Source organism: Chelatococcus albus, assembly GCF_030067675.1.
In the GTDB taxonomy this organism is placed as follows: domain Bacteria; phylum Pseudomonadota; class Alphaproteobacteria; order Rhizobiales; family Beijerinckiaceae; genus Chelatococcus_A; species Chelatococcus_A albus.
This window is the reverse complement of record NZ_JASJEV010000006.1, coordinates 14,279-28,594: the sequence shown is the minus strand read 5'-3', so window position 1 is coordinate 28,594 and position 14,316 is coordinate 14,279. Positions and strand designations below refer to the sequence as shown.

The window sequence follows — 14,316 nt, the reverse complement described above, 5'->3', positions numbered from 1 at the left end:
TCAGCCCTTGGCCTTCTTGGCGCGATCGATGGCTTCCTCGATGAGCCGGCGGGCCTCCTCGGCGTCGCCCCAGCGCACAATCTTCACCCACTTGCCGGGTTCGAGGTCCTTGTAGTGCTCGAAGAAATGCTCGATCTGCTTCAGCGTGATCTCGGGCAGATCGGCATAGGACTCCACCCGGTCGTAGCGCTTCGTCAGCTTGCGCGACGGCACGGCGATGATCTTCTCATCCTGGCCGGCCTCGTCCTCCATCACCAGCACGCCGACGGGGCGGCAGGACATGATGGCGCCGGGTACGATGGCGCGCGTGTTGGCGATGAGCACGTCACAGGGGTCGCCGTCCTCCGACAGCGTGTGGGGAATGAAGCCGTAGTTCCCCGGATAGCGCATGGCCGTATAGAGGAAGCGGTCGACGACGAGGGTGCCGGCCTCCTTGTCCATCTCGTACTTGATCGGCTCGCCGCCGATCGGCACCTCGATGACGACGTTGACGTCGTGGGGCGGATTCTTGCCGATGGCAACGGCGTCGAGACGCATCGCGCTGACCTTCTTCTGTGCTTCTGTGCGAGGAAATTGCTGCACCGCATCGCGGCGGGGCCTCTGTAAGCGCGCCAGTCCTGCACGGCAAGCGCGCTTTTCGGCGAAAGCCCGCACCATCGCGGCAGAGGAGGACGCAGGACGGGGGGTGGTGCCGCAGGCTCAGCGGAAGACGTAGGCAACCTTCTGCAGGGTCACGCCGCCGAAACGGGTCTCGGCGGTGGCCCGCAGCTCGCCGCCAAGCCGCTCGTAGAAGCGACAGGCGCGCGTGTTGTCGGCGAGCGCCCAGACGACGAGCCCCTTCAGGCCACGGCCTGCGAGCTCGCGGCGGGCAGCGGCGAAAAGCCGGGTACCGAAGCCGAGGCCCTGCACCACGGGATCGAGGTAAAGCTCGTCGATCTCGCCCTGTTGCGGCAAGGCGAGCGTGCGGCTCGGCCCGAAACTCGTGTAGCCGCCGATGCGCTCACCGAGGTCGAGAACGCTGACCGGCCGGCCGCGCCGGACGGCGGCCTGCCACCATGCCGGCCCGCGCTTGGCGATCATGCGCTCTAGGGCGATGCCGGGGATGATGCCGCGATAGGCCTCACGCCAGGCCGCGTCGTGCACGGCCGCAAGCCCCGCGGCGTCGGCGGGGCGGGCCCGGCGGATGCTGATGACGAGCTCGCTCACAACCTACAGCGTATGGAGCGCCGCACGTCGGCACAAGGGCCGGGCCATCACAGAGTCGCGCAGCCCGGTGTCGCAGTGGCCGGGCGTCGCCACGCGCCGTTGCCCTCGGACGGCGCGGCTGCTATGGCCCCGCGATGGCGCGTGCGCCGGGGTACGGTGCCGGACAGTGGACGCGGTTTTCGGCAGCGATCGGCTCCGGCTTCGCGCGGATCCAGGCATCCGTTCCGAGACACCGTGATCAATCGCTTTCGCAAGCCCGAGATTCGCTACGCCCGCCGCATGGCCCGCATCGCGCGCTGGGACCGCCCCGTGGGCGGCAGGCTCCACCGCTTCGCGGCATGGGCGAACATGGTGCTCGCCGACCACGGCATCTTCCGGCTCATCTATCTCAACCGGCACAGGGTGACCGAGCGCTTCTGGCGCTCGGCGCAGCCGGCGCCGCATCAGATCCACGCCCTGGCGCGCGCCGGTGTCCGCACCATCGTCAACCTGCGCGGCGGGCGTGAGCACGGCTCCTGGCCGCTCGAACGCGAAGCCTGCGAGGCTGCGGGAATTGCGCTCGTCGATTTCATCGTGCGCTCACGTGGCGCACCGGAGCGGCAGGCGGTCCTCGCTGCGCCGGCATTCTTCGCCGGGCTCGACTATCCGGCGTTGGTGCATTGCAAATCGGGCGCCGACCGGGCCGGTTTCATGGCAGCTCTCTATCTCATCGTGCACGAGGGGCGGCCGGTCGAGGAGGCGATGAAGCAGCTCTCCCTGCGCTTCGGCCATTTCCGCTTCGCCAAGACCGGTATCCTCGACGCCTTCTTCGAGATGTACCGGCGCGAGGGCGAGGCGAGGGGCATCCCCTTCCTGACCTGGGTCGAGAAGCACTACGACCCGGACCGGCTGGAACGCGAATTCAAGCCGGGCTTCTTCTCCGACCTCCTCGTCGACCGCCTCATGAGGCGCGAATAGGGGCGGCCGGCGCCTCGCGCGTATCGTCGGCGAGCTGCAGCCGGTGCAGCTTGGCATAGAGACCGCCTGCGGCGACGAGCGCCTCGTGCCGGCCAGTCTCGACCACACGGCCCTGGTCGAGCACGACGATGAGATCGGCGTCGCGCACGGTGGAGAGCCGATGGGCGATGACGAGCGTGGTGCGCCCCTTCATCAGCCGGCCTAACGCCTCCTGCACGAGCCGTTCCGATTCGGTGTCGAGGGCGCTCGTCGCCTCGTCGAGCAGAAGGATGGGCGCATCCTTGAGGATGGCGCGGGCGAGCGAAACGCGCTGGCGCTCGCCGCCGGACAGGCGCGAGCCGCGATCGCCGACGCGCGTGTCGTAGCCCTCGGGCAGGCGAGCGATGAAGTCGTGCGCCGCCGCGGCCTTGGCCGCCGCGACGATCTCCTCGTCGCTCGCGCCGGGGCGGCCGAAGGCGATGTTGGCGCGGATCGTGTCGTCGAACAGCACCACCTCCTGGCTGACGACGGCGATGTTGGCGCGCAGGCTCGCGAGCGTGACGTCGCGCACGTCCTGGCCGTCGATGGCGACACCGCCGCCCGTGACGTCGTAAAGGCGGGGCACCAGGGCCATCAGCGTCGACTTGCCCGAGCCGGAACGGCCGACAAGGGCGGTGGTGGTGCCGGCGGGCAGATCGAGGTCGATTCCCTCGAGGGCCGGGTGGTCGTCGCGGTAGCGGAAACGCGCGTCACGGAAGGCGATGGCCCCGCCGCGCACGGCGAGCGGCGCGGCACCCTGGCTGTCGACGATCGTGGGCTGCGTGTCGACGATGGCGAAGTAGCGCCTGAGCGCCGCCATGGCCTCCTGCACCACCGCATGCAGCTTGCCGATGGCCTGCAGCGGCTGGGCTGCAAGCAGCAGCGCCGAGACGAAGCCCGTGAACTCGCCAACCGTACTCTCGCCGCGCATGATGCGCCAGCCGATAAGGACCAGCACGGCTGCGACGGCAAGCCCGCCGCCGATCTCGAGCAGGGGGTCGAGCTTGGCGCGGGCATTGGCGGCCTTCATCTTCAGCCGGCGGATCGTCTCGAAGGCCTCGCCGGCGCGGCCCTTGAGATAGCCCTCGAGGGCAAAGACCTTGGCGACGCGGGCGCCGGCGAGGCTCTCCGACACGTGGCTCGCCATGGCACCGATCTCCTCCTGTGTGGAGGTGGCGACGCGGCGCAGCTTCTTGCCGAGGCGGGTGATGGGCAGGCTGACGAAGGGCGCCACCAGGGCGGCCACCAGCGTGAGGAAGGGGTCCATCCAGAGCATCGCCGCGATCAGCGCTGCGATGCTGGCGACATCGCGCAGGAAGACGGTGAAGATGCGCGTCAGCGCCTCCTTGATGAAGGCGAAATCCGTCGTGAAGCGCTGGGTCAGGGCAGCCGGGCTCTCGCGGCCGAGCTGAGCGAGGTCGGAGTCGATGAGATGCGCATAGAGTGCCGTCTGCATGTCGGCCTCGATGCGCGTGATGACGCGGTTGGTCAGCACGGCCTGGGCATAGAGGGCGAAGCCGCGCACAGTCGTTACGGCGATGACGAGCAGCGGGCCATAGAGCACGGCGCGCTCGTCGCGGGCGGTGAAGGCGTCGTAGGCCTTGTTGATCAGAACCGGATAGAGGCCGGTGGTGCCGCCGGCGACGCCGATGCAGACGAGAACGAGTGCGAGCTGCGGCCAGTGCGGCCGTACCCACGTGCGCCACAGGCGCAGCACCATCGGTACCGTGTCGCCGGAAAGAAGGGCTTTGTTCATGGCCGGCAGGCGCTAGCACGGGCTGCCGGCCGGCACAATGAGGGGCATGGCCGGGATCGTCGATGTGCGACCGGTCACGTCGCCGGAAGGCTACTTCGCCTTTCCCGCCCCGTGGGCTTGCCGGGACGGGCGGGCATCCCCGCTGCCCGATCCGCCTGCCCGAAGGCGCGCGCCCTGCGTTCGAAGGGGGCGGCCACCCGCTCGCAAACGATAGATCTCGTCATCGCTTCGTAGCGGGAGGAAGGCTACGCTGCCGGCCATTGGCGCCGGCGAGCCGTTCTCACCGGCGCGGATCCAGTCGCGGTGGCCTCGTTTCTCCTCTTCCTCGCGGATGCCATGCGCCTCGCCTGTCTCGCCCTGGCCCTGTTCGGCCTCGTCGGCTGTGCCTCCGTCGTCGACGTCGAGCCCGTCAACATCGCGACCAGCGTTCTTCCCAAGCAGTCCCCCATCATCGGCGATGCCGGCTCCGACGACATGGTGCTCGGCCTCGCCTTCTCCGGCGGGGGCACGCGGGCGGCAGCCTTCGCCCACGGCGTGCTCGAAGAACTCGAGGCGACGCGGATCGGGCGCGGGCGCAGCCTCGTCGAGACGGTGGATGTGGTTTCCGGCGTGTCGGGCGGCTCGGTCACGGCGGCCTATTTCGCGCTCAAGGGGCGCGCGGCGCTCGCCGACTTCCGCGAGCGCTTCCCGCTGCGCAACGTGGTGGCCGACCTCAAGACCGACATCGACCTCGCCAACATCCTGACCGCATGGCGTTACGGCGTGGTCAACGACCGCAAGGGCCTGCCGCGCTGGCTCGACGCCAATCTGTTTGACGGCGCGACCTTCGGCACGCTGGGTGCCCGACCGGGGCTGACGCTGCTCGTCAACGCCTCCGACATCTACAACCGCATTCCCTTCGTCTTCTCCTATGAAACCTTCAACGCCCTGTGCTCCGACCTCGACCGCTATCCCCTCGCCGATGCGGTCGCGGCTTCGGCGGCCGTGCCCGTGGCCTTCACGCCGGTCGTCCTGCGCAGCTATCCGCAGGCCTGCGATTACGCCACGCCCTTCTGGATGGAGCGCACGCTCGCGGCCACCGATCCCGCCTCCCTCGGGCTGCGCGCCCTGGCCGAGGGATTGAAGCGCTACCGAGATGCGGAGGTGATGCGCTACGTGAAGCTGGTCGACGGCGGCGTGACGGACAATTTCGGTCTGCAGGGCTTCATCCTGTCGCGGGCGGCGGCGAAGAACGCCTATCGGCCGCCGACGCCCGGGCGGGCCGTGCGGCTGCGCCGCTTCGTCTTTTCGTCGTCGACGCCGGGCGTGGGCCGCGCGGCGAGTGGGCGAAGGAGACCCTCGGCCCCTCCGGCCCGGTGATCGCCCAGGCCGTGACCGACACGGCGATCGACGCCAATGTGCGCCAGAGCTACGACAACCTGCGCCTGATGCTCGAGAAGTGGCGCGGTGAACTGGTGAACTGGCGTTGCCGCCTGTCCCCCGCCGAGGTTGCGCGCCTGCGCGGCGGGCTCGGGGGATGGGATTGCCGGGACGTGACGATCGAGGTCGATCTCGTCGATTTCCGCGGGGCGGGAGAAGAGGTGAGGCCCCGGCTCGACGCCGTGCCGACCAGCCTGAACCTGCCGGCCGAGCAGGTCGATTTTGTCATCGCCGCCGAGCGGCAATCCCTGCGCCGGAATGCAGCCTTCGGACGTCTCGTCGCCGCAATCGGCGACCGATTGCACCCGGATCGACTGGCGGCGCGCTGACGGGGGCCGCTGCCCATTCCCGGTGGGAACGCCGACGCGTTTCGCCGCGGCTGCTGCAGGCGGCTGCGGGCGGGCGCCAGCGCCCGCCCTTCGCGACGGTCAGGGTCGCTTCAACGCTCGATCATCTTGTTCCAGCGTGCGTTCCATTCCGGGCGCTTGGCGTTGATCGCATCCCAGTCGAGGGTGACGGCCGCCTTCATGAAGGTGTTCATCTGCTTCACCTTCTCCTCGGTGCCCTCGGGCGGGACCACCTTGGTGTTCGACGGCATCTGGTTCGCGTATTGCAGGGCCTTGGCCTGCGCGCCGGCGCTCAGGAGATAGGCCGCGAGCTTCTGCGTGAGCTCGGGCTCGCTGTTGTTGGCAATGGCGCACTGGGCCACCATCAGCACGACGGAGCCTTCCTTGGGCTGGGCGTACTCGACAGGCACGCCCTTACCCTTCAGCGTCGCCACCTGGGTGGGGGTGAGCGGGAAGAGGGCGGCCTCGCCCGTCTGCACCATCTCGGCGATCTTGGCCGAGCTCGGGATATACTCGAGCACGTTCGGCCCGACGGTGCCGCCCCAGGCCTTGAAGCCCGGCTCGACATTCGCGTCCGTGCCGCCCTGGATGCGGTTGAACATCAGGAAGCCGTGCAGGCCGAAGCTCGACGAGGAGATGGACTGGAAGACGACCTTGCCCTTGAACTTCGGATCGGAGAGGTCGGACCAGGACGTGGGCGCCGCCCATCCCTTCTCGTCGAACATCTTCTTGTTGTAGGCGAGGCCGGTCATGCCCATGTCGATGCCCACCGCCATGTCGCCCTTCAGGCGGGCGGCCGGGTAGACCTCCGAGAGCTCGGGGCTGTCCTTCAGCTTCTCGCAGAGCCCCATGCCGATGGCGCGGTACATCACGCCGTCGTCGAGGAACATGAGGTGCATGATCGGCTTGTCCTTGTTGGCCTGGGCCTTCGCCAGGATGTCCGAGGAGGTGCCGGGAACGACGACGATCTTGACGTCGTGCTCCTTCTCGAAGCTCGGGAAGATGTACTGCGTATAGCCCTTCTCCATGACGCCGCCGTTCATGCCGACGTAGAGCGTCTTGGTCTGTGCGGTGGCAGGGGTTCCGGCGAGGAGGCCGATGGCCGCGCTCGCAAGGAAACCCGCGGCGAGGGTGGCGGGGAGCCCGTGGTTTCGGTCAGTCATCATCTGCTTCTTCCTCTCTGTACGGTGCTTGGCGACGGCTCCGGCGAGCTCTTGGGTCTTGGCGGCCCGCGCCCTCAGCGGGGCGCGGCTGCGGCGGGTTGGGCTGCGCGTTCAGCCCCGGTGAAACGCGTGATGGAGAAGGCTGCGATCGGTGTGGGGGTGGCGCCGTCGCGCACGAGCTCGGCGAGCACCTCGCCGACCGCCGGGCCGATCTGGAAGCCGGCGCCAGCGAAGCCGAAGGCATGGACGAGCCCGGGCGTCGTCGTGCTGAAGCCGATGACCGGGTCGCGGTCGGGGAGGTAGCCCTCCGTGCCGCTCCAGCTGCGGATAACGTGGGCGTGGCGCAGTTCGGGGAAGAGCTCGGCCGCCTGGACGAGGAGCGCGAAGATGGCCTCGCGCGCCGGGCGCGCCCGTTCGGCGTCGAGGCCATAGCCCTGGCCGCCGCCGATGACGCAATTGCCGCGCGCCACCTGCCGTCCGTAGATGCCGCCGCCCTCGACGCCGATATTGACATCCATGAACAGCGGCAGCGGTTCGGTCACGGCCATGTTGGGATGGCCGGACGTCATGGGCACGGGCTCGCCGAAGCGCTCGGCGATGGCACCCGCCCAGGCGCCGGCGCAGTTGAGGAGGAAGCGGGCGCGCACCTCAAGCCGGTCACCGCAGCGCAGGACGAAGTCCCGGCCGTCGTGGGCCACCTCGTCCACGCGCGTCTGCTCGCGCACGTCGGCGCCGAGGCGGGCGGCGGCGCGGGCGAAGGCCGGCGAGACGAGGCGCGGGTTGGCGTGGCCGTCCTCGGGCGAGAGCGAGCCCGCGAGTGCGCGCTGGCCGAGCCACGGGTATCGCGCCCGGAAGGCATGGCCCGCGACGATCTCGAGGTCGAGGCCATGTTCGCGCGCACGCTCGCGATAGGCTTCGAGGGAGGCGAGATCCTCCTCGCTGCGGGCGAGCTTGAGGTGGCCGGAGCGCACGTATTCGCCGTCGATACCGATGAGTTCCGGCAGGCGGGCCCAGATGCGGTGGGCGCGCTCGGCGAGCGGCAGCTGCGCCATGGGGCGCCCCTGGCGACGCACGCCGCCGTAGTTGACGCCGCTCGAACGGGAGCCGCAGAAGTCCCGCTCGAGGAGCACGACGGCAAGGCCCATGCGTCGCAGGGCGAGCGCCGCCGACGCGCCGACGATGCCGCCGCCGACGATGGCGACCGGCGTGACGAGCCGCTCGATCATCGGCCAACCTCCTCGGGCTCGACGTGGCGGGCGAGGGCGACGGGCAGGGGCTTGACCGGCGGCTGGCCGCGCAGGCGGCCGACCGCCTCCGGGGCGGTGTCGCAAGCCTGCGCCAGAATCTCGGCCGCGGCCGTGCCGCACATGCGCCCCTGGCAGCGCCCCATGCCGACGCGCGTCAGCGCCTTCAGGCGGTTCATCTCGCGGGCGCCCGCCTCGCGTGTCGCCGCCCGCAGCTCGCCCGCCCGTACCTCCTCGCAGCGGCAGATGACGAGGTCGTCGGGGACGTTCGCCGCCCAGTCGGCTGGAACGGGGAAGGCGCGCTCGAGGGCGCGGCGGAAACCCTGGATGCGGCCGAGCTCGCGCTCGAGGTGAAGGGCGCGTGCGCCGTCGACCGCGGTGCCGATGTCCTGCAGCAGGGCGAGCGCCGCCCGCTCGCCGGCGCGCTCGGCCGCGTCCGCCCCCATGACGCCCGCGCCGTCGCCGGCGACATAGACATGGGGCACGGAGGTGCGGCCGGCGGCATCGCGCACGGGGAGATAGGCCCGGTCCAACGCGTCGAAGGCGAAGCGGCAGCCTAGAAGGTCGGCGAGCTGCGTCTCCGAGCGCAGCCCATAGCCGAAGGCGACGGCATCACACGCCACACGGCGCTCGCGGGTCCCTTCACGCCACAGGAGGCCGGTGGCGCGCGCCTCGCCCTCGACCTGCAGGGGACGGACGCCGCTGCGGACGGGGATGCCCCGTGCCTTGAGCCAGGCGAGATACCACAGGCCCTTGGCGAAGACCGCGGGCAGGCGGAGCATGCCGGGCGCAGCCTGAAGCTTGGCTGTAAAGGGGGCCGTGTCGAGCACCGCCGCCACCGCGGCGCCCGCCCGCGCGTACTGGTAGGCGACGAGATAGAGGAGCGGTCCGGTACCCAGGAAGGCGACGCGCCGGCCGATGCCGCAGCCCTGGAACTTCAACGCCACCTGCGCCCCGCCGAGGGTATAGACGCCCGGGGTCGTCCAGCCGGGGAAGGGCAGCACGCGGTCGGTTGCGCCTGTGGCGAGGATGAGATGCGTGTAGGTGAGCGTGGCCGCCCGCCCGTCGCTCAGGAGGTCGAGGCGCTCGCCCTCGGCGTTCCAGACAAGGGTGTGCGGGCGGTAGTCCACCCTGTCTCGGATGGCCGCCATGGCGGCGTGCACGGCCTTGGCGCGTGTCACCTCGAAGCCGTAGAGCGCGCGCTTGGGCCGGGTGAAGCCGGGTGGCTGCTGGCGGTAGATCTGGCCGCCCCAGGCGGGCGCTTCGTCGACGACGACGGGGCGGAGACCGGCGGCGACGAGCGTCTGCGCCGCGCGGACGCCGGCAGGGCCCGCGCCGACGACGACGGGTCGGATGGACGCTGTCATGGCGCCGCTCCCGGGTCGGTGAGGAGGCGCATGCCCTCCGCGAGGAAGGTGGTGCAGGCGCGCAGGCACTCGCCGGTCTCGGTCGCGATCCAGCAGTCCTGGCAGGCGCCCATCAGGCAGAAGCCGGCGCGCGGGGCACCGCTGAACTCGCTCAGGCGCAGGCGCTCGGCCTCGGTCAGGACGGCGGTGAGGACGGTATCGCCTTCGCGCCCGATACAGGGCCGCCCGTCGAGCATGAAGCGCAAGGGGCGGCGGTCGTGCTCGGCGAGCCTCGTGAGGATCGGCATGGCGGGGCTCAGTTGTGGCCGACGAGGATCTTGTCGAGGCCGTAGACGCGGTCGAGGAGGAGCATCGCGACGGCCGTGAGCGCCACCATCAGGGCGGAGATCGCCGCCATCATCGGGTCGATGGACTCGGTCGCGTACATGTACATGCGCACCGGCAGCGTGACGGTCGCCGGGGAGGTGACGAAGATCGACATTGTCAGTTCGTCGAAGCTGTTGATGAAGGCGAGCAGCCAGCCGCCCGTGATGCCCGGCAGGATCATGGGCAGGGTGATGCGGCGGAAGACGGTGGCCTCGCTCGCGCCGAGCGACAGCGCTGCCTGCTCGGCGCTGCGGTCGAAGCCGACGACCGCGGCGATGACGAGCCGCAGCGCATAGGGCGTCACGACGAGCACGTGCGCCAGTACGAGCCAGGGAAAGCTCCCCGTGGCGCCGATGAGGGCGAAGAGGCGGAGCAGTGCGACGCCGAGCACGAGGTGCGGCACGATGAGCGGCGACAGGAAGAGCGCGTTGAGGAAGTCGCGCCCGGGAAAGTCGTGGCGCGCGACGGCAAGGCCGGCGGGCACCGCCACGGCGACCGAGATCGTCGCCGCAAGGGCCGCGAGCCGCAGGCTGTTCCAGAACGACTGGACGAAGTCGGGATGCACGAAGATCGCCCGGAACCAGCGCAGCGAGAAGCCGGTGGTCGGCAGGCTCAGCGTGTCCCCGGGCGTGAAGGCGACGAGACACACGATGACGAGCGGCGCCAGCATGAAGGCGACGACGAGGGCGTGGAAGGCGAGGGCCACGGGGCCGTTGCGGGTCATGGCGCTCAGCCCAGGCGCTTCCTGTACCGGCCCTCGAGGAGCCGGTTGTAGGACAGCATGACGACGAGGTTGGCGAGGAGGAGGACGATGGCAATGGCGGCGCCGAGCGGCCAGTTCAGCTCGTGCAGATATTCGTCGTAGACGACGGTCGCGACCATCTTCAGCCGCCGTCCGCCGAGGAGGCCGGGGATGGCGAAGGAGCTTGCCGAGAGGCCGAAGACGATGAGGCTGCCCGAGAGGATGCCCGGCAGCACCTGCGGGAGCACGACGCGGGTCAGCGCCGTGAAGCGCGAGGCGTTGAGGGAGAGCGCCGCATTCTCGACCAACGGATCGAGTTTCTGCAGCGACGTCCAGACGGGGATGACCATGAAGGGCAGCATGACGTGGACGAGGGCGGCCACCACGGCAACCGGCGTGTAGAGGAAGCGCACCGGCCCGAGCCCGAGGAGCGCGAGCGCCTTGTTCACCGGCCCCTCGGGGCCGAGCAGCATGCTCCAGCCGAAGGCGCGCACGACGACCGAGACGAGGAGCGGCGCGACGACCACGAGAAGGAAGATGGAGCGCCAGGGATTGCGCATGCGGCTCAGCACACAGGCTTCCGGCGCGCCGATCAGGACCGTGATCAGCGTCGTCAGGCCCGCCATCCAGAAGGTGCGGAAGAAGACGGTGAAATAGTAGTCGTCGGTGAGAATCGCGGCGTAGTGGGCGAGCGTCAGCTCGTTCTTCACGCCCGTGGTGTGGTCGAAGGCGTTGAAGGAGAGGACGGCGGTGAGCGCCAGCGGCACGACGAGGAGCGTGCCGAAAAGGAGAAGCGCCGGGGCCGTGAGGAGGTAGGGCCGCACCGCGACGCGCGGCGCGGCGGCCGGGGCGAGGGCGCTCATGCCTGCGCTCCCGGTTCTGCCGGCGCCTTCAGCACGCGCACGTGCTCGGTCGGCCAGTCGATGCCCACGATGGTCGCTTCCGCCACCGCGGGCAGGCCGTCGTTGGGGCGCGTGAGCACGAGGTCCCCGAGCTCGGTGGCGACGCGATAGAGCCACTGGCTACCGAGGAAGAAGCGCTCGACGACAGTCCCGTCGAGCCGTCCCCGCCCCGGGGCAACGAAGGTGAGCTTTTCCGGCCGGATGCCGAGGATGATCTCCTCGCCCGGGGCGAGGTCGGCAGCCGGCAGCGCCAGCTTCGTGGCGCCGAGATCGGCGACGAGGTCGGCGCCCTCGGCCCGTACGCGCCCGGCGACGAGGTTCGCCTTGCCGACGAAGGTGGAGATGAAGCGGGTGCGCGGATGCTCGTACATCCGGTAGGGTTCGTCGACCTGGGTGACGCGGCCGGCCTGCATGACGACGATGCGGTCGCTGATCGACAGGGCCTCGGCCTGGTCGTGGGTCACCATGATGGTCGTGGTGCCGACCTTGCGCTGGATCTGCCTGAGCTCGAACTGCATCTCCTCGCGCAGCTGCGCGTCGAGGTTCGACAGGGGCTCGTCGAGCAGGAGCACCGGCGGCTCGATGACGAGCGCGCGGGCGAGCGCGACGCGCTGGCCGCCGGAGAGCTCGCGCGGATAGCGGTCGGCGTGGGCATCAAGGCGGACGAGCGCGAGCGCCGCGTTGACGCGCTCGCGTCGCTCGGCCTTGGGGACGCGGCGCATCTCGAGGCCGAAGGCGACGTTGTCGAACACGCTCATGTGGGGGAACAGCGCATAGCTCTGGAAGACGATGCCGAGGCCGCGCTTGTTCGGCTTGGCCCGCGTGATGTCCCGCCCGTCGAGACGAATCGTGCCGCGCGAGGCTTCGACGAAGCCTGCGATCATCTGCAGCGTCGTCGTCTTGCCGCACCCCGACGGGCCAAGCAGGGAGACGAACTCGCCCTTCTCGACCGCAAGGTCCATGTCGATCACGGCGCCGACCGGGCCATAGAACTTCGAGACGTTTTCCAGCTTCAGGAACGACATGGGCGGGCAATCGGGGCGAACGGTGCGGGTCAGCCGGTATCGCCTTCCGTGGCACGGAAGGCGGGTTGATCGGGTGCCTCCCCGAAGCCCCTTTGCCCGCGGTCGATCGGACCGACCTCACCGGCGGTTGCCCCAGGAAGCACGGCTTCTCCTTCCACTCCCCCCGAGGTTTTCGGGCTGGGGGGTGACCACGGATCGTGGATGGCCGATTGGCGGCCATTCAAGCGTGCTGACGAGATGCGTCAACGAATAATTCCAGTATGCGAGAGAAAATGTTGACTTATTCCGATATACGGAATGAATGTGAGCCGTTGGCCTCACTCGTTCCGATTTCAGGTGGTTCATGTCTGACAGGGAAGCGCAGCAGGGTACCGGCCTGCACCGCGCCTTCGCCATCATCCGCGTCCTCGCCGCCTCGGACGGGACCGGCATGCGGGTCACCCAGATCGCGCGGGAGTCGGGACTGACCCAGGCCACGGCGCACCGCCTTCTGCAGGCGCTGATGGCCGAGGGCGTCGTCGTGCAGGGCGAGGGGTCGCGCCTCTACCGGCTGAGCGTCGAGTTCTTCGCCCTCGCGGCAAGCGCCGGCAATCCCGGGAACCTGCGCGACCTGTGCCGGCCGGCGCTGCTTCGCCTGTCGGCGAGCCTCGGTGACACCATCTTCCTCCTCGTGCGCAGCGGCTTCGACGCTGTCTGCCTCGACCGCAGCGAAGGGCCGTTCCCGATCCGCTCCTTCACCGGCGACGTCGGTGGGCGCGTCGCGCTCGGCGTGGGGCAGGGCAGCCTCGCCATCCTCGCCTTCCTGCCGGAGGCAGAGCGCGAGGAGGTCATCCGCTTCAACCTGCCGCGCCTGCGCGACTTCGGCGTCTTCGACGAGGTCTATCTGCGCACGGAGATCGCCCGCGTGCGCGAGCTCGGCTATGCCGGCCGCAACACGGGTCTCCTGCCCGGCATGGCGGGTGTCGCCGTCCCGGTTCTCGACCGCGACGGGCGGGCGGTGGCGGCGCTCAGCGTCGGCACCATCGCCGAGCGGCTGAGCCCCGAGCGCCTGCCCACGGTGGTCGAGCTCCTCCGCCGCGAGACGGTCGCGATCGGGCCGGGCATCAACCCCTTCGACGTGGTTCTGCGTCGGCCGGCGCAAGGGCTCGGCGGCATCAACGGCCCAACGCGCATCGAAACCTCCGACAGTCGCACAGGCCAACAGGGCAGGCTGCCACCAGGCGCTGCTCCCCGATCGTGAGCGGGCGACCAGCGGCCACCTTCCCACGTGGCAAGGGCAATTCGTCGCGATTGTGCGAGAGTGATTTGCCGGGCCCGCGCCGATCACCTATTTTGCAGCCATGCACGGTCGCCTGCACAGCCGTCTGGTTGCCATCCTCGCCGTCCTGGCTCTGAGCCTGAGCCTCGTGGCGCAGAGTGTCATGTCGACGGACATGGCCATGGCTGGCCTGGGCGCGAGCGACAGGGGCGCGACCATGGCGACCGTGGCGGCCGTTGACGACATGTCGGCCTCCGAGGGCTGCGATGCCTGCGGGGGCAGCGGCGACCATGGCATGCCGATGGGTTCCTGCTCGACATTGTGCAGCGCGAGCGCGGCCGTCGTAATGCCCTTCGTGCCGATGGCCCGGGTCTCGACCACGCGGGTCGGCGGGCGGGACGAGCCGTTGCTCGTCGGTCGCCACGGCTCACCTGATCCCCATCCTCCCAAGTCCTCCACCCTCGGCTGAGGCGGCTTCGCGCGCGGGCGCAAGTGCGTCTCCCGTCGCATGCGGGTGGCTTGTCGCCCCCGCTTGCGCATCGAAAG

At 69.9% G+C, this 14,316-nt stretch carries 15 protein-coding genes; 5 read left to right on the top strand and 10 right to left on the bottom strand.

Annotated features, from left to right (window positions below; translation table 11 throughout):
• Together ppa and QNA08_RS10675 are read right to left on the bottom strand one after the other, a co-directional pair.
• Positions 1 to 537 (bottom strand): inorganic diphosphatase, encoded by a 537-nt coding sequence (gene ppa, locus QNA08_RS10680; protein ID WP_283740698.1) that lies wholly within the window; start codon positions 535 to 537, stop codon positions 1 to 3.
• 162 nt (positions 538 to 699) lie between these two features.
• Positions 700 to 1,206 carry a GNAT family N-acetyltransferase gene (locus QNA08_RS10675; protein ID WP_283740697.1) on the bottom strand — a complete coding sequence of 169 codons (507 nt, stop codon included), beginning with the start codon at positions 1,204 to 1,206 and terminating at the stop codon, positions 700 to 702.
• 234 nt (positions 1,207 to 1,440) lie between these two features.
• Between QNA08_RS10675 and QNA08_RS10670 the strand changes: the two genes are divergently transcribed.
• Positions 1,441 to 2,163 (top strand): protein tyrosine phosphatase family protein, encoded by a 723-nt coding sequence (locus QNA08_RS10670; RefSeq protein WP_283740696.1) that lies wholly within the window; start codon positions 1,441 to 1,443, stop codon positions 2,161 to 2,163.
• Here QNA08_RS10670 and QNA08_RS10665 read toward each other — a convergent pair.
• Positions 2,147 to 3,937 (bottom strand): ABC transporter ATP-binding protein, encoded by a 1,791-nt coding sequence (locus QNA08_RS10665; RefSeq protein WP_283740695.1) that lies wholly within the window; start codon positions 3,935 to 3,937, stop codon positions 2,147 to 2,149. The two genes, QNA08_RS10670 and QNA08_RS10665, sit on opposite strands and share 17 nt — an antisense overlap.
• A 303-nt stretch (positions 3,938 to 4,240) precedes the next feature.
• Between QNA08_RS10665 and QNA08_RS10660 the strand changes: the two genes are divergently transcribed.
• Positions 4,241 to 5,296, top strand: coding sequence for a patatin-like phospholipase family protein (locus tag QNA08_RS10660; protein WP_283740694.1), 1,056 nt, complete (start codon positions 4,241 to 4,243; stop codon positions 5,294 to 5,296).
• An 11-nt stretch (positions 5,297 to 5,307) separates the two neighbouring features.
• Positions 5,308 to 5,685 carry a hypothetical protein gene (locus QNA08_RS10655; protein WP_283740693.1) on the top strand — a complete coding sequence of 126 codons (378 nt, stop codon included), beginning with the start codon at positions 5,308 to 5,310 and terminating at the stop codon, positions 5,683 to 5,685.
• A gap of 110 nt (positions 5,686 to 5,795) precedes the next feature.
• On the opposite strand, the gene QNA08_RS10650 is transcribed toward QNA08_RS10655, so the two are convergent.
• The 7 genes from QNA08_RS10650 to QNA08_RS10620 all read right to left on the bottom strand — a co-directional run bounded on the left by QNA08_RS10650 (position 5,796) and on the right by QNA08_RS10620 (position 12,512).
• Positions 5,796 to 6,866 carry an ABC transporter substrate-binding protein gene (locus tag QNA08_RS10650; RefSeq protein WP_283740938.1) on the bottom strand — a complete coding sequence of 357 codons (1,071 nt, stop codon included), beginning with the start codon at positions 6,864 to 6,866 and terminating at the stop codon, positions 5,796 to 5,798.
• A 74-nt stretch (positions 6,867 to 6,940) separates the two neighbouring features.
• Positions 6,941 to 8,092 (bottom strand): NAD(P)/FAD-dependent oxidoreductase, encoded by a 1,152-nt coding sequence (locus tag QNA08_RS10645; RefSeq protein ID WP_283740692.1) that lies wholly within the window; start codon positions 8,090 to 8,092, stop codon positions 6,941 to 6,943.
• Entirely contained in the window at positions 8,089 to 9,477 is a 1,389-nt protein-coding gene (locus QNA08_RS10640; RefSeq protein WP_283740691.1) for an FAD-dependent oxidoreductase, read from the bottom strand. The genes QNA08_RS10645 and QNA08_RS10640 overlap by 4 nt, the downstream gene beginning before the upstream one ends.
• The gene (locus QNA08_RS10635) at positions 9,474 to 9,764 is read right to left on the bottom strand and encodes a (2Fe-2S)-binding protein (RefSeq protein ID WP_283740690.1); all 291 of its coding nucleotides are present in this window, start codon (positions 9,762 to 9,764) and stop codon (positions 9,474 to 9,476) included. The genes QNA08_RS10640 and QNA08_RS10635 overlap by 4 nt, the downstream gene beginning before the upstream one ends.
• 8 nt (positions 9,765 to 9,772) lie before the next feature.
• The gene (locus tag QNA08_RS10630; RefSeq protein WP_283740689.1) at positions 9,773 to 10,567 is read right to left on the bottom strand and encodes an ABC transporter permease; all 795 of its coding nucleotides are present in this window, start codon (positions 10,565 to 10,567) and stop codon (positions 9,773 to 9,775) included.
• Positions 10,568 to 10,572: 5 nt separating this feature from the next.
• Positions 10,573 to 11,448: an ABC transporter permease gene (locus QNA08_RS10625; protein ID WP_283740688.1), complete on the bottom strand. Its 876-nt coding sequence runs from the start codon at positions 11,446 to 11,448 to the stop codon at positions 10,573 to 10,575.
• On the bottom strand, positions 11,445 to 12,512 hold the full coding sequence (locus tag QNA08_RS10620; RefSeq protein WP_283740687.1) for an ABC transporter ATP-binding protein: 1,068 nt from the start codon (positions 12,510 to 12,512) through the stop codon (positions 11,445 to 11,447). The genes QNA08_RS10625 and QNA08_RS10620 overlap by 4 nt, the downstream gene beginning before the upstream one ends.
• Positions 12,513 to 12,855: 343 nt before the next feature.
• Here QNA08_RS10620 and QNA08_RS10615 point away from each other — a divergent pair, with 343 nt between their 5' ends.
• Positions 12,856 to 13,752, top strand: coding sequence for an IclR family transcriptional regulator (locus QNA08_RS10615; protein WP_283740686.1), 897 nt, complete (start codon positions 12,856 to 12,858; stop codon positions 13,750 to 13,752).
• A 100-nt stretch (positions 13,753 to 13,852) separates the two neighbouring features.
• Complete coding sequence (locus QNA08_RS10610; protein WP_283740685.1) at positions 13,853 to 14,239, top strand: hypothetical protein; 387 nt, start codon at positions 13,853 to 13,855, stop codon at positions 14,237 to 14,239.
• The last annotated feature ends 77 nt before the right edge of the window (positions 14,240 to 14,316 follow it).

Bases quoted from the DNA above. Each gene is read 5' to 3' on its own strand.
- QNA08_RS10665 (WP_283740695.1), bottom strand. From the start codon at position 3,937: ATGAACAAAGCCCTTCTTTCCGGCGACACGGTACCGATGGTGCTGCGC.
- QNA08_RS10640 (WP_283740691.1), bottom strand. From the start codon at position 9,477: ATGACAGCGTCCATCCGACCCGTCGTCGTCGGCGCGGGCCCTGCCGGC.
- QNA08_RS10610 (WP_283740685.1), top strand. From the start codon at position 13,853: ATGCACGGTCGCCTGCACAGCCGTCTGGTTGCCATCCTCGCCGTCCTG.
- QNA08_RS10645 (WP_283740692.1), bottom strand. From the start codon at position 8,092: ATGATCGAGCGGCTCGTCACGCCGGTCGCCATCGTCGGCGGCGGCATC.
- QNA08_RS10625 (WP_283740688.1), bottom strand. From the start codon at position 11,448: ATGAGCGCCCTCGCCCCGGCCGCCGCGCCGCGCGTCGCGGTGCGGCCC.
- QNA08_RS10650 (WP_283740938.1), bottom strand. From the start codon at position 6,866: ATGACTGACCGAAACCACGGGCTCCCCGCCACCCTCGCCGCGGGTTTC.
- QNA08_RS10630 (WP_283740689.1), bottom strand. From the start codon at position 10,567: ATGACCCGCAACGGCCCCGTGGCCCTCGCCTTCCACGCCCTCGTCGTC.
- ppa (WP_283740698.1), bottom strand. From the start codon at position 537: ATGCGTCTCGACGCCGTTGCCATCGGCAAGAATCCGCCCCACGACGTC.
- QNA08_RS10635 (WP_283740690.1), bottom strand. From the start codon at position 9,764: ATGCCGATCCTCACGAGGCTCGCCGAGCACGACCGCCGCCCCTTGCGC.
- QNA08_RS10620 (WP_283740687.1), bottom strand. From the start codon at position 12,512: ATGTCGTTCCTGAAGCTGGAAAACGTCTCGAAGTTCTATGGCCCGGTC.
- QNA08_RS10615 (WP_283740686.1), top strand. From the start codon at position 12,856: ATGTCTGACAGGGAAGCGCAGCAGGGTACCGGCCTGCACCGCGCCTTC.